Origin of the sequence: Allorhizobium sp. Av2, from assembly GCF_021462805.2 — a bacterium.
GTDB lineage: Bacteria > Pseudomonadota > Alphaproteobacteria > Rhizobiales > Rhizobiaceae > Allorhizobium > Allorhizobium vitis_G.
Window position 1 is genome coordinate 47,174 of record NZ_CP192697.1, and the last position, 23,626, is coordinate 70,799.

General features: G+C 56.6%; 23 protein-coding genes. 14 read left to right on the top strand and 9 right to left on the bottom strand.

All coding sequences use genetic code 11. The features are described 5' to 3' along the window. Positions 1-47: 47 nt before the first annotated feature. The 3 genes from FS819_RS18275 to FS819_RS18285 form a co-directional block, all read right to left on the bottom strand. Entirely contained in the window at positions 48-326 is a 279-nt protein-coding gene (locus tag FS819_RS18275; RefSeq protein WP_156549751.1) for a hypothetical protein, read from the bottom strand. After that, complete coding sequence (glgA, locus tag FS819_RS18280) at positions 323-1,798, bottom strand: glycogen synthase GlgA (protein ID WP_197434136.1); 1,476 nt, start codon at positions 1,796-1,798, stop codon at positions 323-325. Before glgA ends, FS819_RS18275 begins: the two co-directional genes overlap by 4 nt. A 101-nt stretch (positions 1,799-1,899) precedes the next feature. Beyond that, complete coding sequence (locus FS819_RS18285) at positions 1,900-2,217, bottom strand: DUF2934 domain-containing protein (protein WP_070163380.1); 318 nt, start codon at positions 2,215-2,217, stop codon at positions 1,900-1,902. Between the two features lie 244 nt (positions 2,218-2,461). On the opposite strand from FS819_RS18285, the gene FS819_RS18290 reads away from it, so the two are divergent. After that, positions 2,462-2,803 carry a hypothetical protein gene (locus tag FS819_RS18290; RefSeq protein ID WP_156549753.1) on the top strand — a complete coding sequence of 114 codons (342 nt, stop codon included), beginning with the start codon at positions 2,462-2,464 and terminating at the stop codon, positions 2,801-2,803. Positions 2,804-2,889: 86 nt separating this feature from the next. On the opposite strand, the gene FS819_RS18295 is transcribed toward FS819_RS18290, so the two are convergent. Beyond that, positions 2,890-3,441, bottom strand: coding sequence for a DUF4334 domain-containing protein (locus FS819_RS18295; RefSeq protein ID WP_197434126.1), 552 nt, complete (start codon positions 3,439-3,441; stop codon positions 2,890-2,892). A gap of 446 nt (positions 3,442-3,887) precedes the next feature. Here FS819_RS18295 and FS819_RS18300 point away from each other — a divergent pair, with 446 nt between their 5' ends. Then, on the top strand, positions 3,888-4,880 hold the full coding sequence (locus tag FS819_RS18300) for a bile acid:sodium symporter family protein (RefSeq protein WP_156549757.1): 993 nt from the start codon (positions 3,888-3,890) through the stop codon (positions 4,878-4,880). 56 nt (positions 4,881-4,936) lie between these two features. On the opposite strand, the gene FS819_RS18305 is transcribed toward FS819_RS18300, so the two are convergent. Together FS819_RS18305 and FS819_RS18310 are read right to left on the bottom strand one after the other, a co-directional pair. Further along, positions 4,937-5,968 (bottom strand): L-idonate 5-dehydrogenase, encoded by a 1,032-nt coding sequence (locus FS819_RS18305; protein ID WP_156549759.1) that lies wholly within the window; start codon positions 5,966-5,968, stop codon positions 4,937-4,939. 10 nt (positions 5,969-5,978) lie between these two features. Further along, on the bottom strand, positions 5,979-6,926 hold the full coding sequence (locus tag FS819_RS18310; protein WP_234624694.1) for a 2-hydroxyacid dehydrogenase: 948 nt from the start codon (positions 6,924-6,926) through the stop codon (positions 5,979-5,981). 108 nt (positions 6,927-7,034) lie between these two features. On the opposite strand from FS819_RS18310, the gene FS819_RS18315 reads away from it, so the two are divergent. The 5 genes from FS819_RS18315 (at position 7,035) to FS819_RS18335 (ending at position 10,657) form a co-directional block, all read left to right on the top strand. Next, positions 7,035-7,793, top strand: coding sequence for an SDR family oxidoreductase (locus FS819_RS18315; RefSeq protein WP_156549763.1), 759 nt, complete (start codon positions 7,035-7,037; stop codon positions 7,791-7,793). A gap of 13 nt (positions 7,794-7,806) precedes the next feature. Further along, positions 7,807-8,298: a gluconokinase gene (locus FS819_RS18320; RefSeq protein ID WP_234624695.1), complete on the top strand. Its 492-nt coding sequence runs from the start codon at positions 7,807-7,809 to the stop codon at positions 8,296-8,298. A 2-nt stretch (positions 8,299-8,300) separates the two neighbouring features. Continuing rightward, on the top strand, positions 8,301-9,185 hold the full coding sequence (locus tag FS819_RS18325; RefSeq protein ID WP_156549766.1) for an NAD(P)-dependent oxidoreductase: 885 nt from the start codon (positions 8,301-8,303) through the stop codon (positions 9,183-9,185). Beyond that, positions 9,185-9,517 (top strand): hypothetical protein, encoded by a 333-nt coding sequence (locus FS819_RS18330; protein WP_156549768.1) that lies wholly within the window; start codon positions 9,185-9,187, stop codon positions 9,515-9,517. Before FS819_RS18325 ends, FS819_RS18330 begins: the two co-directional genes overlap by 1 nt. A 153-nt stretch (positions 9,518-9,670) precedes the next feature. Next, positions 9,671-10,657, top strand: coding sequence for a LacI family DNA-binding transcriptional regulator (locus tag FS819_RS18335; RefSeq protein ID WP_156549954.1), 987 nt, complete (start codon positions 9,671-9,673; stop codon positions 10,655-10,657). 45 nt (positions 10,658-10,702) lie between these two features. Here the strand turns inward: FS819_RS18335 and FS819_RS18340 are convergent, their stop codons facing one another. Genes FS819_RS18340 through FS819_RS18350 form a run of 3 tightly spaced genes read right to left on the bottom strand, consistent with a single transcriptional unit; the run spans position 10,703 to position 14,408 of the window. Beyond that, positions 10,703-11,797: an ABC transporter substrate-binding protein gene (locus FS819_RS18340; RefSeq protein WP_156549770.1), complete on the bottom strand. Its 1,095-nt coding sequence runs from the start codon at positions 11,795-11,797 to the stop codon at positions 10,703-10,705. Positions 11,798-11,836: 39 nt separating this feature from the next. Then, a complete protein-coding gene (locus tag FS819_RS18345; RefSeq protein WP_156549772.1) occupies positions 11,837-12,895 on the bottom strand; it encodes an ABC transporter permease in 1,059 nt (352 codons plus the stop codon). Between the two features lie 16 nt (positions 12,896-12,911). Further along, a complete protein-coding gene (locus FS819_RS18350) occupies positions 12,912-14,408 on the bottom strand; it encodes a sugar ABC transporter ATP-binding protein (protein WP_156549779.1) in 1,497 nt (498 codons plus the stop codon). Between the two features lie 1,555 nt (positions 14,409-15,963). Between FS819_RS18350 and FS819_RS18355 the strand changes: the two genes are divergently transcribed. The 7 genes from FS819_RS18355 (at position 15,964) to FS819_RS18385 (ending at position 23,568) form a co-directional block, all read left to right on the top strand. Then, positions 15,964-16,296, top strand: a complete 333-nt coding sequence (locus tag FS819_RS18355; RefSeq protein WP_156549781.1) for a hypothetical protein — start codon at positions 15,964-15,966, stop codon at positions 16,294-16,296. Between the two features lie 710 nt (positions 16,297-17,006). Then, complete coding sequence (locus FS819_RS18360; RefSeq protein WP_197434127.1) at positions 17,007-18,116, top strand: RHE_PE00001 family protein; 1,110 nt, start codon at positions 17,007-17,009, stop codon at positions 18,114-18,116. 129 nt (positions 18,117-18,245) lie between these two features. Then, positions 18,246-19,208: a galactofuranose ABC transporter, galactofuranose-binding protein YtfQ gene (gene ytfQ, locus FS819_RS18365; protein WP_156549784.1), complete on the top strand. Its 963-nt coding sequence runs from the start codon at positions 18,246-18,248 to the stop codon at positions 19,206-19,208. 82 nt (positions 19,209-19,290) lie between these two features. Next, a complete protein-coding gene (locus tag FS819_RS18370; protein WP_156549786.1) occupies positions 19,291-20,829 on the top strand; it encodes a sugar ABC transporter ATP-binding protein in 1,539 nt (512 codons plus the stop codon). Next, positions 20,826-21,866 carry an ABC transporter permease gene (locus FS819_RS18375; protein ID WP_156549788.1) on the top strand — a complete coding sequence of 347 codons (1,041 nt, stop codon included), beginning with the start codon at positions 20,826-20,828 and terminating at the stop codon, positions 21,864-21,866. The genes FS819_RS18370 and FS819_RS18375 overlap by 4 nt, the downstream gene beginning before the upstream one ends. Beyond that, complete coding sequence (yjfF, locus tag FS819_RS18380) at positions 21,863-22,843, top strand: galactofuranose ABC transporter, permease protein YjfF (RefSeq protein WP_071207017.1); 981 nt, start codon at positions 21,863-21,865, stop codon at positions 22,841-22,843. Before FS819_RS18375 ends, yjfF begins: the two co-directional genes overlap by 4 nt. Continuing rightward, on the top strand, positions 22,840-23,568 hold the full coding sequence (locus FS819_RS18385; protein WP_156549790.1) for a FadR/GntR family transcriptional regulator: 729 nt from the start codon (positions 22,840-22,842) through the stop codon (positions 23,566-23,568). The genes yjfF and FS819_RS18385 overlap by 4 nt, the downstream gene beginning before the upstream one ends. Positions 23,569-23,626 lie beyond the last annotated feature (58 nt).

A 23,626-nucleotide genomic window follows, 5' to 3' on the forward strand; every position in this document is an offset into this window, starting at 1 on the left:
GATTTTGTGATGGAAAGTTAGTCATTCGGAAGGCCTACTCTTCTGCTTCAGGAGAGCGGTTCTGTGCGTGTGTCTGCCGCGCGGGCCTTGGCTGCCTGAAGAATATCGCGGGTTTCGCGCGCCTTGGCAGCAGCTTCGGAAAGCGCCCGGTTTGGAACCGCGCCGGGATCTTCCTGTCCGTCGCTAAGGTGGCTTTCCTGTTCGAGACTACGGATCAGATCCTTGAAGGCCTCAGGTCCTTGCAGGCTTGCCGTCAGAAGTGAAATCAGCAATTCGCGGTGGGCGTTGATACGCCCCCGCATGGTTTCCGGCGTTGAGTCCGTCATGAATGCAGGCTCCGAGCCAGCTTGGTCCGCGCCGGGATACGGCGATGAGTGACGGCATTATAAAGGGCGGCATATTGTTCGGCGCTGCGCTCCCAACTGTAATGTGCCCGCATGGCCTGAAGCTGCAACCGCCGCCAATGGCGGGGTACGGCATAGGCGTCCAACGCCCGACGAAGCGCGTGGCGCAGACCGTCGGTGGTGATCTGGTCAAACTGGAAACCGGTTGCCGCCTTGGCAGACATTGCTGCGTCATTGGCATCGATAATGGTTTCTGCCAGCCCACCAGTACGTGACACCACCGGCACACAGCCATAGCGCAGAGCATAAAGCTGGGTCAGGCCGCAGGGTTCGAAACGCGAGGGCTGAATGATGGAATCGGCACCACCGTGAATGCGATGCGCGGTTTCCTCATCATAGCCGATCTTGACGGCCATGCGGCCAGGAAAACGCTGTGCAGTCTCGATCAGCGCCTGTTCCAGCGCGCGATCCCCCTGCCCGAGCACGATCAGCTTACCGCCGCCATCGATGATCTCGCTGGCGGCTTCCGCCAGCATATCCATGCCTTTTTGCCATGTGATACGGGTAATGGCGGCAAACAGCGGACCGTCATCGTTGTCGAGGCCAAACTGGTTTTGCAAATCCACCTTATTCAACCGCTTGAGGCCGATGGTTTTCTGGTCAAAGCGGGAGAACAGATGCGGATCGGTGGCCGGGTTCCAGATTTCCGGATCGATCCCATTGACGATACCGCGCAGCTTGTCCTTGCGCTGCTTGAGAACGCCTTCAAGGCCCATGCCAAAGCGCGGCGAAAGGATTTCCCGGGCATAGGTCGGGCTGACGGCGGTGATCATGCTTGACGTCATCAGACCACCCTTCAGATAGCTGATATCGCCATAATACTCCATGCAGTCCGTTGACATCACGCTTGGCGGCAGTCCAATCGAGGGCAGCAGGGCGGCGTTGAACTGGCCCTGGAATGCGAGATTGTGAATGGTCAAAACCACAGGCGTCGTGCAATCCATGTGCCGCAGGTAGACGGAGGTGAGAGCGGTTTGCCAGTCATGGGTGTGAACGACATCGGGAACCCAGCCTGGCAGGCTACCGGCTGCAATTTCGGCTGCTGCCAGAGACAGGACCGCAAATCGCTTCCAATTGTCATGATGGTCAAGGCAGTTCTCGTCCACATAAGGGCCACCCGGCCGGTCGAACAATTGCGGCGCATCGAGTATGAAAAGGTCGAGGCCGTGGATGCTGGCGGCGTAAAGCGCTGCGGATTCGCCAAGGAGATCTTCGAACACCAAAAGCGGCGGCTGGTCCCGGATCAATCTGCGGACATTGCTATAGCCTGGAATCAACGTCCGCGTGGCTACACCAAAATTGGCGAGCGCCTTTGGCAGAGCGCCCGTGACATCGCCGAGACCGCCAGTTTTGACGAGTGGAAAAATTTCCGAGGTGACGGAGAGCGAACGCAGACTCTGATCGATGACATTGCCTTTCTGCATGCGTTGCGGAAGGCAGCGGATTCCAGCCGCAGCGATCGCCGTGTCCTGTCGGTCTGAAAAAACAGGTGCCATCAGATTATCTTTCGCTTGCGTTTCGTCGCTGCGGCAGGTTTTGGATCTTGCGGCACATCGGCCATCTCAGCTTCTGGGCTCTGTCTGGTCTTGGCGGCCAGCGTTTTGGTCGTTGGAGCCTTGGCAGTCTGCGTTTTGGCGGCCTGGCTCGCGCGCTTGAGCGCGCCTGCCTTGGCCTTTTGCGCGGATTGCGAAAGGTCGTGAAATTCGCGATGGGCCTGTTGCCAATGGACGTCGTCTTTCCCGTGCGGCTTGCCCTCTTCTTCCCAAAGGCTATAGGCTCGCTTTTCGATCCACTCTTTGTCGGATGGCTTCATCGTCTATCTCCCATTGACCACCCCTCTAACGTGAAATCGGCCGTTTCTGTTCCCCAAATAGCGGTCGTTTAGTGAAATTTTCATCGCTGACTTGCGGATAGGCAGAACGCAATAATCGCACCGTCGCTCAACACCCTTGGCAGATAAGGATCTATCGCTTTTTCAGGAACAATAACCCTTGCCCATCTGTTTTCGACCCGAGCGTCAAACGCGAAGAGAAGACAGTGGGTCAAAGGAGAAGACAATGGAATTGATTGGCACCTTGGTACATCCTGAAAAGGGCGGACGGTCCGGATATAATGTCGAATTCGTTTCCGACAGTGGTGATGTGGTGTCCGTACAGCTGAAACAAAGCGAGGACCGGCCTCTGACGCGCGAAAATGCGCCGGAAGCAGCCAGGTCGTTGCTGGAGGAAATCAGCACGAAAGAAGTTGTTGAGGGAGGTACACGCCTCGCCGACCAAGCCCGCCGGGAGGAGGGTGACCGCGATCTCAACGATGCGCTGGAAGATACTTTTCCGGCCAGTGACCCTGTTTCAATGGCAACGACCAGCACGATCGGTGGCACTGGAAATAACGACAACTGATTATCGCATGATGGTGCTCGGCCAAAAGTTGACAGGTTGACATCTGTAAACGCCGACCGGGTCTTGTGCGGGCAAAAGTATGCGTGTCACTCGCGGGTTAACAAAAAGAAGAATGGCCTGTCGAAATCACGATGCTCCATCAATCCGAGACAGCGGCGGTCATCGATACGGCGAAAATGGTCAATGATCGGCTTTTCGTCATAGATCATCGCTGCGCTGACAGTGCCGCCCAGTGCGACAGGCCTTAATCTTGCTTTTGGCCGGCCGGAGGCAAAAAACCGTCCCAGATTACGAACTACTGTTCTTCCCACCGCGTTATTGAACAGCCTGGGTGACGCAAGCAAAAGCCGCAGCGGAATGAAGAACGGGTTTAACGGATAAAAACCGAAGCTGTCGCGCATAATCAGCGGATGACCTTCGTCTGCGGAGACAAAATTCTTGCCGTGCCAACCGAAAGGCGGCATCAGGCCATCTATCGGATGATTTGTCGCTAACTCCTGCCCGACCCACATGCCGATCATGTCATCGACTTCAAGGGCTGGTAGTTGGAGAAACCTAGCAATTGCTTCTTCGCCCGTTGTGCCATGCTGTTGCCATTGGATCAGCCAGTCCGTATCTGCAAAAACCTGTGTTGTCACGGCAATGTGTTCCCGCTCTCTAGAGTTTCCGGTCCGGCGCATTGCATGACGTTTTCCCTTGCCTCATGAGGCTCCTCTCCGGGTGACGGTTCTGGACTGTTTGCTTGTTGCGCTTTCTATGCGGCAATTATGCGTTGCTGCTATCAACATCACTTCACGGCATTTGTTCCTTTTGGGACCGTCACGCTGCGTTGAACTTGGGTGAGGTATTGTGTTTGCGACTATTTCAAGCGTTTGATCCCTTTGATCCGTCTTCAGAAAACGAGCCGGATGTAAGGCCGGATTTGTTTGAAACGCTGAAAAGTGATGGCAGATGTGCATCAGTGGGGTTTGCATCGTCGATATGAATGGCCTACTCCCTAACGCTTGAAATAGTTAACATATGACAATTGCCAAGAGGCGCCATAGCCGTCGCGTTGTCAGTGAAGAATGGATGAGCGGCGATCATGACGCGGTTTTTACCCGATAAATTCACCCTGATGCTTGTGTGTACAGTGGCTCTGGCTTCAGTCTTGCCGATCAGCGGCCAGCCGGCGGTTTATTTCGGCTGGGCAACGAAAGTTGCGATTGCGGCGCTGTTTTTTCTGCATGGCGCGCGTCTGTCGCGGGATGTCGTGGTTGCAGGCATGTTGCATTGGCGACTGCATCTGTCGATCCTGGCCATGACCTTTGTGATCTTTCCCTTGCTTGGCTTAGGGCTTGGCTTCTTGGTGCAGGGTTTTCTGCCAACCTCGCTTTATCTTGGCATTCTTTACATTTGTGTCCTGCCATCGACTGTCCAATCGTCTATCGCTTTTACCTCCATGGCAGGGGGCAATGTGCCGGCGGCGATCTGTTCAGCCTCGGCCTCTAATATTTTCGGGATGATCCTCACCCCTCTGCTCTGCGGGCTGCTGCTATCTGCCGGTGGCCATGGCGGGATTTCGCTTGACGCTGTCTTGCAAATTTTCGTGCAATTGTTGCTCCCGTTTTTGGTTGGCCAGGTTTTGCAACCTTTTATCGGCAATTGGGTCAGGGCGCGCAAATCCTTGCTGTCGCCAATTGATCGTGGCTCGATTCTGATGGTGGTCTATGCGGCCTTTAGCGAGGCGGTCATTGAGGGGATCTGGAAGCATTTCTCGCTGGCCGATATTGGCGCGGTCGTGGTGGTCGATATGGTCCTGCTGGCGCTGGCGCTGATCATCACCACATTCGGAAGCCGGTTGCTTGGTTTTTCCAAGGAGGATGAAATTGCCATCACCTTCTGTGGCTCGAAGAAAAGTCTGGCCTCCGGCGTGCCGATGGCCAGCGCGATTTTTGCCGGACAAAGTATCGGCGCCATCGTCATGCCATTGATGCTGTTTCACCAGATCCAGCTGATGGCCTGCGCGGTGATCGCCCAGAAATATGCGCAAAAGCGCAAGCTGAAGGAAGCCGAAGTGGCTGTTGCTTCAGCCTGATGCCATTTAATACCAAGTCTCTGACATGCTGACGCATCCTCGCCTTCAGAGCCTCCTCAGGAAAAGGCAATCTGAGCTTTCATAGCCTTGCTCCGGTCGGATGCGATGGTGAAGGCAGAAAGCGCGTCTTCCAAAGGCACGGTGTGGGTGATCAGCGGCTTGACGTCGATCAGCCCCTTGCGCATCAGCTCCACCCCGACCGCAAATTCACTGTGGAAACGGAAGGAGCCGCGCAGGTCCAGTTCCTTGGCGGTAATGGCCATCATCGGCAGGGTCATATCGCCGCCAAGCCCGAGCTGCATGATGACGCCGCGTGGACGCATGGCGGAAATTCCGCCAGCCAGTGCCGCGGCGACGCCGGTGCATTCGTAAAGCACATCGAATGTGCCTTTACCCACCGCGTATTCTGCAAGGCCATCCGGCTGGGCTGCGGTGTTGATCACCCGGTCAGCGCCCGCCGCCTTGGCCAGTGCCAGCGTAAAGTCCGAGAGATCGGTGGCAACGATTTCCTTTGCCCCGGCCCTCCGGGCGGCAATGATTGATAAAACGCCAATCGGACCGCAACCGGTGACCAGAACCCGCTTGCCGAGCATTTCGCCTGCCCGCCGCGTCGCATGCAACGTCACGGCCAGCGGTTCGGCCATCGCCGCCTCCCCCGCGCTCAGTCCATCCGCCACCACGCATTGGCTGGCGTCGGCGACAAGGCTTTGCCGGAACGCACCCTGGATATGGGGAAAGGGCATGGCGCTGCCGTAAAACCGCATATTGATGCATTGATTGTGCAGGCCTTCTTGGCAATAGGCGCAGGTGTGGCACGGGCGCGACGGCGAGACGGCGACGAGCTGGCCGATGCCTAGTCCTGTGACCCCTGCCCCCAATGTTTCGACATAGGCCGAGACTTCATGGCCAAGGATCATCGGCTGTTTCAGTCTGACAGCGCCAAAACCGCCGTGATTGTAATAGTGCAGGTCGCTGCCGCAGATGCCGCCCGTGGCAAGCCGCAATTTTACCTCGCCTGGACCGGGCTCGACCTCGTCCACCTCTTCGATGCGAACGTCTTTCGCCGCATGGGCAACAATGGCTTTCATGGATTTATCCTCATAAAACCGGGGTTGGCAGAGCCTGGCCGGCGAAATGTGCGGTCAGATTGTCGCGGACCAACTGGCCCATGGCCTGGCGGGTCTCAAGTGTGCCGGAGGCGTGGTGGGGTTGGAGCAGGACGTTGTCCAGCGCCAGGAAGCGTGGGTTTAGCTTGGGCTCACCTTCGAACACATCCAGCGCGGCAGAGCCCAGCCGTCCGGTTTCGAGCGCTTCCAGCAAGGCGGCTTCATCGATATTCGAGGCGCGGGATATGTTGATCAGCATACCCTCCGGCCCTAGCGCCTCAATGACATCGCGTCCGACGATATGTCTTGTATCGGCGGATGCGGCCAGGGTGACGAACAGGAAGTCGGATGTTCTGGCCAGTTCCACGGGATCGGCAACGAATGTCATGCCCTCGCCATAGGGTTTCGGTGCGACATCGCTGTAGGAAATCTGCATATCGAAGCCTTTGAGGCGCTTGGCGACCTCAAAGCCGATGCGGCCAAGGCCCAGCACCCCTGCCCGCCTGCCCCAGACCCGGCGTTTCAGCGGATAAAGACCCTTTGCAGCCCAGCTGCCATCCTTCACCCAGGTCTCGGCGCCGATCATGCCGCGCGATTGGCATAGCATCATCGCGACGCCCAGATCGGCAACGTCATTGGTCAACACATCGGGTGTGTTGGTGACGCGGATGCCACGGGCGCGGCAAGCTTCGAGATCCACGGCGTCATAGCCAACACCGTAGACCGAGATGATTTCGAGCTTCGGGCAGGCGTCGATCATGGCGCGGTCAGCACCGAGTTCTCCCCTTGTGGCAATGCCTTGAATGCGTGGCCCAACGGTGGTGATAAAAGCGGTCTTGTCGGCTGCGTCGAAATAGCGGTGCACGGTGAACTGATCGTTCAAAGGGCCTTCATCCCAGGCGGGATAGGGTCCGACCTGCAAAATCTCCGGCTTTGCCACTTTCTTTTCCTCTCCTTGATGAACCTGTTCTAAAAAACTTGACAGGCAATGTTATCGATAACATAAACAGGTTCAACAAATGTTGTCGAGATAAAAGTGGAGGATGCCATGTCGCTTGGTCTTTTCGATCTGACGGGTCGTCGCGCGTTGGTGACAGGGTCTTCGCAAGGCATTGGCTTTGCCTTGGCGCAAGGTTTGCGGGCGGCGGGCGCGACCGTGATCGTGAATGGACGCGATGAAGGCAAGCTTGCCTCCGCCGCCGCCCAGATCGGCGATGGCTGTGATATTCTGGCTTTCGACGTCACCGATCATCAGGCGTCGCGGGATGCTGTTGATGGTTTTGAGGCCACCAAAGGGCCGATCGACATTCTCGTCAACAATGCCGGAATGCAGTTTCGCGGCCCTCTGGAAGAGTTTCCGGCAGATGCTTTCGAGCGGCTGCTGCGCACCAATATTTCCAGCGTCTTCAATGTCGGCCAAGCTGCGGCCCGCCACATGATCAAGCGCGGCGCTGGCAAGATCATCAACATTGCCAGTGTGCAGACGGCGCTGGCCCGGCCATCGATTGCCCCTTACACGGCCACCAAAGGCGCGGTCGGCAATCTCACCAAGGGCATGGCGACCGATTGGGCGAAATATGGGCTGCAATGCAACGCCATCGCGCCCGGCTATTTCGATACGCCGCTGAATGCTGCGCTGGTTGCCGATCCTGATTTCTCGACCTGGCTGGAAAAGCGCACGCCTGCCGGGCGCTGGGGCAAGGTTGAGGAACTGGTGGGTGCCTGCATCTTCCTGGCGTCTGGAGCCTCGTCCTTCGTCAACGGCCATGTTCTGTATGTCGATGGCGGCATCACCGCCTCGCTCTAGGAGCAATGCCGTGATGAAACTGGTACTTATGGGTGTCTCAGGCTGCGGTAAATCCTCCGTTGGCGCCGCATTGGCGGCAAGGCTCGGGGCGGTCTATATCGACGGCGACGATCTGCATCCGCCGCAAAATATTGCCCGGATGCAGGCGGGTATTCCGCTTGACGACGCGGATCGATGGCCATGGTTGGATGCGGTTGGAACACGCCTTGCCGGGGAACAAGGCATAACCATTATCGGGTGTTCGGCGTTGAAGCGGGCGTACCGCGACAGGATCAGGGAAAAGGCTTGTGGTTCTGTGCGTTTCATCCATCTGGCTGGCAGCCATGCCGTGATTGCCAGACGTGTCACCGAGCGACCAGGGCATTTCATGCCCGCTTCGCTGCTCGACAGCCAATTTGCAGCGCTTGAGCCGCCGGGGGCCGATGAACATGCGGTGACCGTCGATATCGATCAGCCGCTTGACAGTCTGGTAGCGGCGATTGTTTCGGCCATAGGGGAGGAATGATCATGACCAACACAGTGGCGCTGATCGGCGCGGGCGCGATGGGCGGCGCAATTGGTAGAAGGCTGGTTGAAACCGGCAACCAACTGACTGTCTTCGACCTCAATGCTGAAAAGGTGGCGGAGTTGACCGCGCTTGGCGCGACGTCTGCAAAGACAGCGGCGGAAGCTGCATCGCGCTCCGACTATGTTATTCTCAGCCTCAATGCGCCGCACATCATTCGAGCCGCCGTGTTCGGCAAGGACGGAGTGGCCGAGGGGGCAAAACCCGGCACCTTGATTATCGACATGTCCTCCATCGACCCGGAGGCAACCCGGCAATTGGCTGGGGATGCGGCGGAAAAGGGTCTGCGCTGGGTCGATAGCCCGCTTTCTGGCGGGGCACCCAAGGCGGCGATTGGTGAATTGACGTTGATGGCTGGCGGGACAGAGCAGGACGTGGCCGATGCGCATCAGGTTTTGCAGCATGTCGCATCCAATTATACGCATATGGGTCCGGTGGGTGCTGGCCAAACCACCAAGCTGATCAATCAGGTGCTGTGTGGCTTGAATTTTCTGGCCGTGGCCGAGGCGACGCAATTGGCGCTGGACGCTGGAGTTGATGCCGCGAAAATCCCGCAGGCATTGAAGGGCGGCCGCGCCGATAGCGCCATCCTTCAGGAATATATGCCACGTTATGTCACCAAGGATTATCGCCGCACGGGCCGGATCGACAATATGGTCAAGGACCTGAACGGCGCGCAGGATCTGGCGCGACGAACCAATACGGCCATGCCGCTGACGGCAATCTGCGCCGAGGTGCATCGTATGCTGACAGCGGCGGGCCTGGGTGGAGAAGACCAGGCGATGTTGATGGAATTTTTCACCGGAGCAAAAAGGGAGACCTCCTGATGATCACACGTTACGCCTTGTTTGAAGGTACGGTAAGGCCGGGGCAGACGGAGGCCTTCCGGGCTGCTGTTCTCGATACCATCTTGCCAAAATGGAAACAGTTTCCAAAGGCGATTGACGTCAGGGTGTCCTTTGCCGAGGCCCGTGATGATGGCGCGCCGGAATTTCCGATGATACTGGCGATCAACTATCCGGATATGGAGGCGGTCGAGGCCGCGTTGGCCAGCCCGGTCCGCGCCGAAGCTCGTGCGGCAACAGAAGCGGTGCTCTCGCAGTTCTTCGATGGCCGTATCCATCATCACGTGACGCTTGCCAACGAATTCGCGCTTTGACCATGCGCTTGTGGCTTCCCCTCCCCTGTTTGGGGTGGGTTTGCCGATGGGAAAAGCTTTTAGCTGGCTTTTACGCACCTTATAAACGCAGTGTAACACGCTGATAACCATAAAGGGGGCCATTGGGTGACTGATTTCCGCAAACCGCCAACCATGGCCGACATTGCCCGCGTCACGGGAGTGTCGCCGATGACGGTGTCGCGGGCCTTCAAGACCGATAGCCTGATCAGCAAGGAAACCCGCGATGCCATTCTGCAAGCGGCAGAAGATCTCGGCTATGTATTCGATTCCACTGCCTCCAATCTGAGATCGCAGCGCTCGGATTTTGTTGCGGTCACCATTCCCTCGATCAACAATGCCAATTTTGCCGATACGGTTGGCGGTCTCTCGGAAACTCTCGCCACCCGGAAGATGCAAATCCTGCTTGGTTATACCAATTACGATATGCAGGAAGAGGAGCGGCTGATCGAGCAATTGCTGCGCCGCAAGCCGCAAGCCATTGTAGTGACCGGTGGCAAGCATACGCCCCGCGCCCGCAAATTGCTCGCCAATGCCCATATTCCAGTGATCGAAACCTGGGATGTCCCCTCCGAGCCGATTGGTCACTATGTCGGCTTTTCCAATGCCGGTGCGGTTTGCGCCATGGTCGATCATTTCGTTGCCGTCGGCTATCGGCGACTGGCCTTCATCGGCGGGGATGTCGGGCGTGACACACGCGGTAGCGATCGCCGCAATGGGTTTATTGCCGCAATGAACCGCCACGGGCTGGATGCATCGCGGTTGATCGCCGCTGGTCCGCCGCCGATCTCGATGCGCGAAGGGGCGAATGCGATGACGCGGCTGCTGGAAACCCTGCCGGATACTGAAGCGGTGATTTGTGTATCCGACCTGTCGGCATTCGGCGCTTTGACGGAATGTCAGCGGCGCGGCATCGCCGTGCCAGAGGGGATCGCTATTGCCGGGTTCGGCAATTATGAAATCGGTGCGATTTCCGTGCCGACGATTACTACGATCAATGCCTTTTCCCGTGACATTGGCGAAAAGGCGGCGCGGCTGATCCTGGATCTGCTGGACGGGCGGCCATTGGCGGGAAACATCACCATCACGCCTGAACTCATCCTGCGTGACAGCAGTTTGTGATGGTAAAGCCATGCGCCGGTGAAGGCGCATGGCGTGTTTTTCAGCTCATTTGCTCCAGATCTTCTTATAGGCGTCCCGATAGCCATTGTCGGGATCGAAGCTGTTTTTCGGTCCGCCATCGAATTCGACATTGTCGGCGGTTACCACATGCAGCGGTGACATATAGCCGGACCATTTTTCGCCGTTGAGGGCGCGGTTCAGCTCATCCACCAATTGCCAGCCTTGCAGGTTCAAGGGTTCGGCCACTGTAACCTTTTGGTACTGACCGGCGCGGATGCGCTGATAGGCGGATTCGGAGCCATCCCCTGCGGCAACATTGATCGGCGCATCGGTTCCCCCCTTCCCTGCCGAGGCGAGCGATGGCCCCATGAAGTCGAAGTATAGGTCGTTGATGGCCAGCGAATGGGTCCAGCTGTCGCCGTATTTCTGCAACAGCGAGGTGGTCAGCTGCGGCATGCGCTGCGAAGTTTCGGCAATCGGCGTATCGACATAGGCCAGAACCTTGCCGCCCAGCCGCTCGATTTCGGCCTTCATCTTGTCAGCCTTGGCGATGGCGATCGCATAGGTCGAGTCGGTAAATATGATGACGCCCGGCTTGCCCTTGGCATCGACATAGGCCCAGTTGGCGGCAGCTTTCGACACTTCCATGGCGTCAGTGCTGATATTGGCGAAAAGGCCGTTCTTTTCGTCCGGACCAATGGTTGGGCCAGCATGCCAGGCGACCAGCGGGACTTTGTTGGCTTTCGCCTGTTCCAGCGCCGGTGCCTGTTCTACAGCATCGAAACCGTCGATAATGATGGCGTCCGGTTTCAAGGCCATTGCCTGACCGAAGGCTGCGGTGCGGCCGCCAATCGAGCCTGCGCCATCCAGCACCTTGACCTTCCAGCCGATGGCCTTTGCAGCTTCCTCGACGCCATTGCTGACACCCAGGATACCACCGTTTTTCAGATCGCCGGCGAGAACAACGATGGTTTTTCCCGGTTGTGGTTTCGGCGCGCTTTTCGGTCCGTCCCAAGTCGTGACCTTGCTCGCATATTTATCGACCACGGCCTTGGCTTCTGCCATCGGATCGGCCCAGGCATTGCCCGCCGTGAGCAGGATCAAGGCGCCGGTTGCTTGCAGGATATGTCTGCGTTTCATGTCCATTCCTCCCTCTGGAAATTACTGAACTGGATGCTATTATTGTTGTTTAGGTTGAGGCGTGCTGGTTGGTGCCATGCGACCTGAAAGGCTGCGCCGCCGTTGGGCGTAGCCAGCAATACCGATGGCGACCAGCAGGGTGACGCCGTTAAACAATGGCTCGACATAAAAGGACCCGCCGATCTGCTGGATGCCGGCAATGCCGACGGCCAGGATAATCACGCCGATCATCGTCCCCCAGACATTGACTCGACCAGGCTTGATGGTAGTGGACCCAAGAAAAGCGCCAACCAGGGCCGGGAGCAGATATTCCAATCCGACGCTGGCCTGGCCGATCCGCAGCTTGGAGGCGAGCAGCACGCCAGCCACCGCAGCAAGTGTGCCTGACGTGACAAAGGCACCGATGACAAAGCGGCGAACCGGAATGCCGTTCAGCGCGGCTGCCTTTGGATTTGCGCCAATGGCGTAGACATAGCGGCCAAGCGGTGTGTATTCGAGCACCAGCCACATGATCACCGCCAGCACCAGAACATAGAAGCCGGTAATCGGCAGGCCGAAAACCATGGTGCCATTCAGGCTGTAAAAGCCTTGCGGCAACATGCCGACCACCTGTCGCCCGCCGGTATGCCAAAGCGCGATGGCGTAGAGCACCGTGCCGGTACCAAGTGTGGCAATGAAACTATCGATCTTGGCGACTTCGACGAGAAGCCCATTGAGAAAGCCGGTAAAGGCACCGAGTGCAATGACGATCAGCACGGCCACCGGCCAAGGCAGGCCGAACATAGTTTGCAGGCTGATGGCCAGCACGTGCCAGAGCACGATGCCATAGCCAATGGTGAGGTCAATGCGTCCGGCGGCCATGGGGATCATGGCGGCCAGCGATAGGATGGCGATGATCGTCTTGTCGGAGATGATCGAACGCAGGTTCAGAACGGTCGGAAAGGTCTGCGGCAAGAGAATGGAGAACAGCAGGATCAGCCCCACGGTCAATATGACGAGACCATAAACAGGTAACAGACGCTGGATTTTCTGCGCGGTACTCATGCCGGAAAGCTCGGCGCGCGTCGGTTCCAGCGCGTTGGATTCGATGGATTGCATTGGTTCTCTCCCAGGTTCAGGCCGCATCCGAGGCGGAGGCTGCGGCGATCACCGCTTCTGTGGTCAGGTCCGGCCCGCTCAACTCTCGCAGGATCTGGCCGCGAGAAAATACCAGCGCCCGCTGGCAGATATGGGCGATTTCTTCAAAATCGGTGGAGACCACCAGAACGGCCAATCCGCCTGCGACGGCCTCGGCGATCAGCCGATAGATGTCGGCCTTGGCGCCAACATCGACACCGGCGGTCGGATCTTCGGCCACCAGCAGGCGTCGTCCTGTCGCCAGCCAGCGACCCACGACGACTTTTTGCTGGTTGCCGCCGGAAAGCGCTTCGATGGCAAGGCTCTGGTCGTTGGGCCGCAAGCCCACGCGCGCGCCAATCGCATAGGCTTGGGCGGCTTCCTTGGCAGGGGTCAGAAAGGAAAGAAGGCTGCGGCCTGAGGCGGCAGGATTGATGAAGGTGTTTTCCCGCAGGCTCAAGGACATGGCGACCGACTCTTCTGTTCTGTCGCGGGCGATCAATCCGATCCCGCTGGCCATGGCTGTTGACGGATTGGTGAGATCGACGGAGCGCCCGGAGATCGCAACGGTGCCAGAGGCGGGCTCGGCGCCGAATAAGGCGCGACCGACCAATTCGTGGCCTGCGCCGCGCAATCCGACCAGTCCGAGCAATTCACCTTGGCGGATGTCGAAATTGACCGGCCTTGCCCCGCGGCAGGCAAGTTCTCTGACGGTAACGATGGCGGGTCCTGCGGGACTTGTGCTCTTGGTGAAGAGCTGGTCTGCCTTGCGCCCGACGATCATCCTGATCAATTCGTCAGGCGTTGTTTGGTTTACGGGCTTTTCACCAACCAGTTGTCCATCCCGTAAGACGGCGACGCGGTCGGCGATGCGGAAGATTTCATCAAGGCGATGTGAGACATAGATCATCGCCACGCCACGTTCTTTTAATGGGCGGATCGCGGCAAAGAGTTTTTCAACCTCATCAGCCGGTAGGCTGGCGGTCGGTTCGTCCAGCACCAGAACATCGGCTTCGACCGCAAGCGCACGGGCAATGGCGACCAATGATTTTTCTGTCCGTGTGAGGCTCTGGATACGTGTGGAGGGATCGATGTTGCAGCCGACGAGCGCAAGGGCTTCGGCGGTCCGCCGTTCGGTAGCTTTCCAATTGATAAGGCGGTTGCGTAGTGAGTAGCCTTGGGCAAGGCCGACATTTTCGGCAACGGTCATCCATTCGATCAGTCCGAGGTCTTGATGAATGAAGGCAACGGACTGGCGCTGGTTTGGCTTTGGTGGCCTGTGATTATAGGTTTGTCCACGAAATCTGATTTCACCCGTGTCTGGCTTGTAAATACCTGCGAGGGTTTTGATCAGGGTTGATTTTCCAGCACCGTTTTCGCCAAGCAGTGCGAGGATTTCACCGGGACGCAGGTCAAGCGAGACATTTGACAGGGCTCGCGTTCCGCCGAAGGTTTTTGTGATCGCACAAAATTCCAGTAGTTTTTCGTCGACCATTGTTACTCCTCCCAAAGTCACAGAAACTTAGCGTATGTTAACGATAACATGTCGTCAAGTGACCTTCTAGAAAGCACTTAAAGGTAGATTGTGAGGAAGAATTACTTTAAGTAGTAAAGATATAAATACAACTTTAACGGTAGATATAGACGGTCCCAGGCTATGAGAATTTGAGCCATGTTTTCCGAAGGGCAAACTGAAACAACTACCCCTTGGGAGGTGATGTTTTAATTCACCAACCATTGAAGCTTTGGTCTCTCTTCGTCACGAACCTTTGTGGCTGTTTTTCAGTCGTGCTGTGCTTGTATAGATTATGCGCTGAGCTAAGAAGTGCCGCAATAAGAGGGACGAGCCGATAGGTTTTGCGAAAGCTTTCGGTCTTGCGCGGTTCGTTTTCACCGGGGCTATTGGAAGAAAAAGGGCGCCTTGATGAAGGTCAGCTTTGACATGAAGTTGATGTTGTCAGCTGGTTTTCGGTGTGTCGTCGCTCTGGTGGCGGAAGTGTTCATACGTTGAATATTGGTGGGCATTTTTGATGGATAGCGATAATCTAAATAAACATGAGTGGTGCCTCTCTTGATTATTGTCGTCTTAATCGTTTGGGGTCGAACTCAGCGCCCTAGTTTTTATCACAGCGGTTTTAACGTAGTTCATCGCGATGTCGTTTGTCTTTAATGCGTGAAATGTTTCGATCTTGTTGTCTGTTCATTGGACGCGACGTTATGGATGGGTTCCTATACCCTACCCTACCCTACCCTACCCTACCCTACCCTGCGCCTTGTTCTGGTTGGCTATGCGTTGGATTACCATGGTTGGGTGCTCGTGATTTTGCGGCCTTTAATTTGTCTGGTTCTTGCTCGTTTGCTTGCCGGGTGTCTAAATTCATAGAGTTGAACGTTTCCTTTTAAACAGGCTTTTATACGGAGGCTTGATCCTGTGGCCTTTATGGTTCACGTAATCGAATGTGCTGCTATGGATGCGCGTACGTCGCGTGTTTCTATTGGCCCGAGCTGAGATTTCGATCGTCTGGAAATTAGAGAAGGTCAGTCGTTTTTTGTTTTGCGGGAGGCGCATTTTAAGGAGGCGGCTCTTGCGCTGTTGACAGCTGTCAACGTCAGAAAATGCGCGGCGTTGACAGCTGTCAACAGTGACTTTCTGTCTGCCGTAACGTCAGTAAACTGCCTTCGGCGCCGTAATGAAGAGGGTACTCTTGGTGAGTTTATTCGAAAAGATGCAAAGTCAAAAAAGCCAACATTCACTCTAAGCGTTCCGCATCGTTTTGGGTGTGTGGCCTGGGCGCGTGCGCAAACTAAAAAATGGTTAGCGTGTGCAAAATTCACCACTTCTTTACTCCTGCCAGTGCATAACTCAGCCAAGCGCGAAATGTTGTGCGTACGCGCGGTTTTCTTCTGAGCAGAAGCAATTGGATTCAAAGCTCCAGCGTGTTGCTCCTTTTCCTCCACGATAAAACATCCCTAGTTTTTTAAGGTCTGCCTCGACTTTGCCATGCGAATCGTGTCAGCGCACTGCTCCAATAAAAAACAGGAGTGGGTCCATGGCTCGTTTCGATCATGAAGATCAACTGGCCGATATTATGCGGCAATTTTTCGAAACACGTGATGCAGCGCGTGCCTTGCGGGTTCGTCTGGAAACCCAGCGGAGGGAAATGGGTGTATCAGTCGCCGCGTTTTATGATCCTCGCAGCAATCCGGTCTACGCCGCAGATATTCTCCGTCATCTCGATTTGCGCCAAAGTCAGGCGAACCTTCTTGAGGCTGCCGAAAGGAAAGTCACGGGTCCGTCGCCAACGGAGAATGACGACGAGCAAACCGGGGTGATTGGGTCGATTTTTTCTCAGGACGATGAAAATCTCGGTACTAAAGAGTGATCCAGTTTCGCGAAGGGCTCCGTTTGGATCAAGTGGTGTCAAATAAAATCGTGACAATCCGCTTTCTGTCTCGCGTGATTCAAGGTGCAACAGCATGGTGCGTACGAAAACCGCATCATTCTGTAGGCGCTGTAAGCGTATTCGGTCTGTGAAGAAGCACTTCTTCAATCTTATAACTGACCTGTACCCGAGCGAACTATTTCCGTCGTCCCTTATCATGACCTCTAAGATCTCGCTGCGGTCGTAGCGGCAAGGGAAGTCGATCAGGGTAGGGTGCTATGACATCATTCCGAGGTTGTGACGGAAGGTTCATTTTAATCTCAAGGGATTAGAATCACCGAATGCAATTCATAGATTTCCAGTGAACGGATAATCGATACCTTAAAGTGGATCATGCTCGCGTGGCGATATAAACAACATACTGCATCACTCAAGGTTATGCGTTTTTGCTCGTTCCCATGAGATGAACTCCATTACGGAAAGTTAGAAGTTTTTCTGCCTTTGCCGTAAACTACATGAAAAGGTGTAGACATATGTTTTTCACCATTGCCTGGTGAAAAGCGAAAATGGGCTTTCCATCCGGTGCCAACCGTGGCATAATAAAGTTATAAAAACGTCAGGACGCTAATTTTTGTAGATTTTGGCAATATCCCTGACGAAAGCTAAAGCCCCCTTCCTTTTCATTGTCTCATTCGTGTAACGTAAATTCAATGCGTTACATGGTCGACTCATTGCCCTGGCAAAAGCTTGTTCTGCCGCTTGCAGCGGCAGGTGAAGCACTTGTGCGTCTGGATGAGCGCGCTGCTCGTTCAGCGGTCGGAAGCGGATTACGTGAACGAATGCATTATGCCGATGCCATTGCCTCGTTATGGGTAGATGGAGAATTGGTTCATATGGAAGATCTGGTCTTTCATGATGCCCGAATGGACACGCGCACGCCCACCCACGAGCTGACCATTGCCCATCTGATTTTGCGCAGCCGTCGAGAACTTGTTCAGCATGAGCCTTCCTGGGCGTTCAGCGCGTTGGGTTTGCTGCGGCTTCGAGGCCGTGACCATTGGCTCTCGCAAGAGATGACACTGTCCATATCGCAGCCCACCTTCATGCATGAGGAACCTGCTACGGAAGAGGGCGTCGATGACGCCTTTCAGGCAGAACTGGATCGCTTCGATGCTGTTTTAAAGCGAAGTGAAACCGTGCTCGAGGATGTCGGTAAGATACCATTGCGGACGCGTGCTGAAGATCCGCAGGCCGTGGTCTATGATCCGGACTGGAATGAGGAGGCGCGGCTTGCAGAGTGGCAGACCCTGCTTGGCGATGTTCAGGCGCTTCCTCCTGTGCTTGCCGCAGCCTGCCTACTCGATGCCTGGCAGAGCCAGGAGGTCAGCGAGCATAGTCCCTGGCTTGGCCGTCTTTTGGCGGCAGCCTATCTGCAAAAGGCCGGTGTGGCGCAATTTCATCTTCCGGCACTATCGGTCGGATTGCGGGCTGTACCGCGTGAACAGCGCCAATCTCCCAACCGCACCCAGCGTCTGATCGCCATTCTTGAGGCATTCGAAAAAGGCGCGCAGTTGGGCTTGAAGGAACATGACCGGCTGTTCTTGGCCCGGGGTAATCTGGAGCGGCGGACTATTGGCAAGCGCGGTTCGTCAAAGCTACCCGACCTAATCGATCTCGTCCTGTCGCGTCCGCTCGTATCGGCGGGGCTGGTCGCTAAGTATCTGGATGTCACCCCGCAAGGCGCGCTTGGCTTGATCCGGCAATTACCGCTACGCGAATTGACCGGACGAGGGCGTTATCGTGCCTGGGGTATTCTGTAATTGTGCAGCGGAAAGTCTATGCTGCAATGCAACATATATAATACTACTAATCAGCTTTACAGCTCTCATATTTCTGCTTATGAATTTAAGCAGACGTCATGGAGGTGACGTTTTTTTGGGAGGACATCCATGAATAAGCTTTGCAAACTCGCGCTTGGCGTGAGCATGACCGCGCTTGCCTGCTCGTCAGCTGTGGCTGCCAATCTGACGGTTGGTTTCTCGCAGATCGGTTCGGAATCCGGCTGGCGCGCGGCGGAAACATCGGTCACCAAGATGGAAGCCGAAAAGCGCAAGATTACCTTGAAATTTGCCGATGCCCAGCAAAAACAGGAAAATCAGATCAAGGCAATCCGTGGCTTTATTGCCCAGGGTGTCGATGCCATCCTGGTCGCGCCGGTTGTTGCAACCGGTTGGGAAGACGTGTTGAGCGAAGCCAAGGAAGCCAAGATCCCCGTGATCCTGCTGGACCGTGGTATCGATGCGCCTAAAGACCTCTATCTGACATCGGTCGCCTCCGATCAGGTCAAGGAGGGCAAGGTTGCCGGCGACTGGCTGGTGAAGTCGGTTGGAGAAAAGCCGTGTAAAGTCGTCGAGCTTCAGGGAACCGTCGGCTCTACACCGGCCATCAACCGCAAGAAGGGCTTTGAAGAGGCGATCAAGGGCCATTCCAATATCTCCATCATCCGCAGCCAGACTGGCGATTTCACCCGCGCCAAGGGCAAGGAGGTGATGGAAGGCTTCCTCAAGGCGGAAAATGGCGGCAAGGACATTTGCGCCATGTATGCTCATAATGATGACATGGCAGTCGGTGGTATCCAGGCAATCAAGGATGCCGGTCTGAAGCCGGGCAAGGATATCAAGGTCGTCTCCATCGATGGCGTTCCGGATATTTTTCAGGCCATGGTGGCTGGTGAGGCCAATGCTTCCGTCGAACTGACCCCGAACATGGCCGGACCGGCATTTGACGTTCTTGCCGCGTATCTCAAGGACGGCAAGCAGCCGGAAAAATTCATCATCACCGAGTCCAAGCTCTACACCCCCTCGGATGATCCAAAGGGTGAATACGAGCGCCGCAAGGGCCTGGGCTACTGATATCCAAACGAGACCGCGTCCGGCGCATACCTGCACCGGACGCGGATTGCTCTTCTATCTTCAGGCATAGCCGGGTGAAACGATGACGATCAGCCAACAGGCGGTGCTGGCCGCGACGGCCATTACCAAGACATTCGGCGCCCATGTCGCCTTGCACACTATCGATATTGCCTTCCGTCCGGGTGAAGTGCATGCGCTGCTGGGCGAAAACGGCGCGGGCAAATCGACACTGATCAAGATCCTGACCGGCGCTTATACGCCTGATGGCGGGACCGTGCTTGTCGATGGCGCACCTATGAGTTTTTCCACCCCGCAGCAGGCCCAGGCAGTCGGCATTGGCACGGTATATCAGGAGGTCAATCTCCTGACGAATATGACGGTGGCCGATAATCTATTCATCGGGCGCCAGCCGCGCCGTTTCGGCCTGGTCGATCATCGCACCATGGAACGTGAAGCGCGCCGCATTCTTTCCGGCTACGGTCTGGACATCGACGTTCGCGCCGAATTGGCGACCTTTTCCGTCGCCGTACAGCAGATCATTGCCATCGCCCGGGCCGTCGAACTTTCCGGCAAGGTCCTGATCCTGGACGAGCCGACGGCAAGCCTAGACCGTTCCGAAGTGCTGAAGCTTTTCGAGATCGTCCGAGGCCTGAAGGCGAGGGGTCTTGCCATCGTCTTCATCACCCATTTTCTGGATCAGGTTTTCGAGCTATGCGACCATGCCACCGTATTGCGCAATGGAAAGCTGGTCGGCAGCCAACCGATCGACACCCTCAACCGGACGACCTTGGTCAGGATGATGCTGGGCAAGGATTTGTCCCTGCACCACGATGCCGTCGCCGGGATCGAGGCAGAGGTTGGGGAAAGCCTCATGCAATTTACCGGCTACGGGCTGGACGGCAAGGTGCAGCCCTTTACCCTCAACATCCACAAGGGTGAGGTGATCGGCGTGGCCGGATTGCTCGGTTCGGGGCGCACCGAAATGGCCCGGCTGATGTTTGGCATCGACTCCGCCGACAAGGGTGAGCTTACCCTGAATGGAGCGTCGTTTAAGATCCGCTCGCCGCGTCAGGCCATCGATCTTGGCTTTGGTTTTTGCCCGGAAGATCGCAAGGCCGATGGCATTTTCGGGGATCTCTCGGTTCGGGAAAACATTATCATCGCCATGCAGGCCAAGCTCGGCTGGTTGCGCACATTGAGCTATGATGAGCAGATGGAAATCGCCGGGCAATTCATCGAGGCGCTGGACATTCGCACCGCGTCTGCCGAATTGCCGATCAAGCTTCTGTCTGGCGGCAACCAACAGAAGGCTATTCTGGCCCGCTGGCTGGCAACCGATCCGCGCTTCCTGATCCTTGACGAGCCGACCCGCGGTATCGATGTAGGCGCCCATGCGGAAATCGTCCGGATGATCAGCCGCCTGCGGGAGGATGGTTTGGCGCTGATCGTCATTTCGTCAGAACTGGACGAGGTGGTGAGCTATTCATCACGGATCGTCGTCATGCGGGACCGGGCCATGGTGGCCGAACTGCATGGCGCTGATATCGCCCCTGACGTTATTGTTCAGACGATCGCCGCCCAATCCAGCACGCCTGCCCAGTCCGAAGGCGCATTCTCATGAAAATTCGCTCGATGTCTTCTGTCTTGAAGCCGCAATTTGCAGCGCTCATCGCCGTCCTGCTGTTAAACTGGATGGTGTTTCCCGGCTTCTTCGATATCGCCTGGCGCGATGGCCGGTTGTTCGGCAGCCTGATTGATGTGCTCAATCGTGGCGCACCGGTTGCCATTCTCGCCATCGGCATGACTGCCATCATTGCAACACGCGGTGTCGATCTTTCCGTCGGCGCGGTCATGGCCGTGGCGGGTGCGGTTGCCGCCACCTGCGCTGTCGCAGGCCAGCCCTTGGTGGTGACCTTGGCGGCAGCACTTGCCGTGGCGCTCGCCTGCGGCCTCTGGAATGGTCTGCTGGTGGCCTATCTCGGCATTCAGCCTTTTGTGGCGACGCTGGTGCTGATGGTGGCGGGCAGGGGACTGGCGCAATTGGTCACATCCGGGTCGATTGTCACCTTCAGCGATCCGGCTCTGATTTTCGTGGGAACGGGATCACTGCTTGGCTTTCCGATGCCGGTGGTGATTGCCGTGGTGCTGATGCTGTCAGCCCATATCTTCATGCGCCGCACCGCCATTGGACTGTTCATCGAGGCGATCGGTACCAACCTTTCGGCGGCAAATTATACCGGGCTTCGCAGTCGCGCGCTGATCCTCGCGGTTTACGCTTTTGGCGGTCTGTGCGCTGGTATTGCCGGCACCATCGCCGCTGCGGATATTCGCGGCGCCGATGCCAACAATGCCGGGCTGTGGCTGGAGCTGGATGCCATTCTTGCTGTCGTTATCGGCGGCACGTCGCTTCTGGGTGGTCGATTTTCCATTCCGATGTCGGTTCTGGGCGCAGTGATCATTCAGGCGATGAATACCGGCATTCTGGTTTCAGGCCTGCCGCCGGAATTCAATCTCATCGTCAAGGCCAGTGTGATCATCATCATCCTGGTCCTGCAATCGGACCGCGTCAGCGAACTGGTCAGTTTCTGGAAACACCGGCCCGTCGTCTTGCCCAAAAACACTCAGGCTAAAATCCAGGCTTCGGAGAAAACAGGATGAACCCGCGCTATCGGCCTCTCGCTGCGACGACCCTGATTTTCATCGTCGCCTATACGCTCTGTGTCATCAGCTATCCCGGCATGTTTTCAACCCGTGTCCTGGGCAATTTCCTGACGGACAATGCTTTTCTGGGCATTGCTGCTGTTGGGGCGACCTTCGTTATCCTGTCGGGCGGGATCGATCTGTCCGTCGGCGCCGTCATTGGGTTGACAGGCGTTATCACCGCCCTGCTGATCAGCCATGCGGGGCTTGATCCGATTGTGGTCTTTCCACTGGTGCTGGTGCTTTCGGCCTGTTTCGGCGCGGTGATGGGAGCGGTTATCCATTTCCTGAAGGTGCCGCCCTTTATCGTCACCCTGGCGGGGATGTTTCTGGCGCGAGGCATCGCCTCGGTTTTGACCCAGGATAGTATCCCCATCGATCATCCGATCTACCGCGCCATTTCGCAGGCCTATTTTCGCCTGCCCGGCGGAGGCCGGTTGAGTGCCATCGGTTTGTTGATGCTGGCAGCGTTTCTGGTCTGCGGCTTTATCGCTCACCGCACCCGGTTCGGCTCTTATGTCTATGCGATCGGCGGCAATCCGGTATCTGCGGCGCTGATGGGGGTGCCCACCGGGCCGGTGACAATTGGCATCTATGCGCTTTCCGCTTTCCTGTCCGGCCTGGCAGGCATTGTCTATTCTCTTTATACCTCGGCTGGCTATCCGCTCGCAGCGGTTGGCATCGAGCTTGACGCCATCGCGGCGGTGGTGATAGGCGGCACGTTGCTGACTGGAGGATATGGTTTCATCTTCGGCACCTTGATCGGTGTCATGCTGCAAGGGCTGGTGCAAACATATATTGTTTTTGAAGGCACGCTTTCCAGTTGGTGGACGAAGATTGCCATTGGTGCTTTGCTGTTTATGTTCATTCTGTTGCAGAAATTGGTATTTCACGCCGGAAGTGGACGGACGAGGACGAAAAAGGCGTCTGCATGATCGAACCAGGCAGCCTGCTTCGCTCCCTTTCCGGGCGGATCACGGCGCGCAATTTCCACTCTCACGTCATCAACGAAATCGGAGCGGGCGTTATTTCCGGACGCTTTGCGGTTGGCTCCATCCTGCCCAACGATGCTGCCCTGATGGACGAGTTCAGCGTTTCGCGCACCGTGCTGCGAGAGGCCTTGAAGACGTTGGAGGCAAAGGGCCTAGTGGAAGCCCGGCCCAAGGTCGGCACCAAGGTTGCCAAGAAAAGCCGCTGGAATCTGTATGATCGCCAGGTCTTGGCCTGGTATCTCGAAATCCAGCCGGATGATGAGTTCCTGCGCGGACTGGGCGAGGTGCGGTGCTCACTGGAGCCGCTGGCGGCACGTGATGCTGCCCGTGATCATACCGGTGACCAGATCCGCCTGATGCATTACTGGCTGCGGCAGATGGAGCTTGCTTTGGATGAGCCGCAAAGCTTCAGCCTGGCTGATTTCGAGCTGCACAGGATCATCGCCGAGGCATCCAGCAATCCGTTCTTGCGGGCGTTGCAGGGCGTGATCGAACTGTCGCATGCGCTCGCTTATTTGCCCGCTGTGCGCGACGGTAAGGTTTGCGAGCTCACAGCCGTGTTGCAAAGCCACCGCGTGCTCGTCACTGCCATTGAGCGCGGCCTTGCCGAAGAGGCAGCAGCGGCGATGATCGGCACCATCGAGCAGGACCACACACGGATGTCGTAATCTATTCGCTCCAAGGCGGGTGTGATGGCATGCATTTTTGACAATGCATGCCATCTTA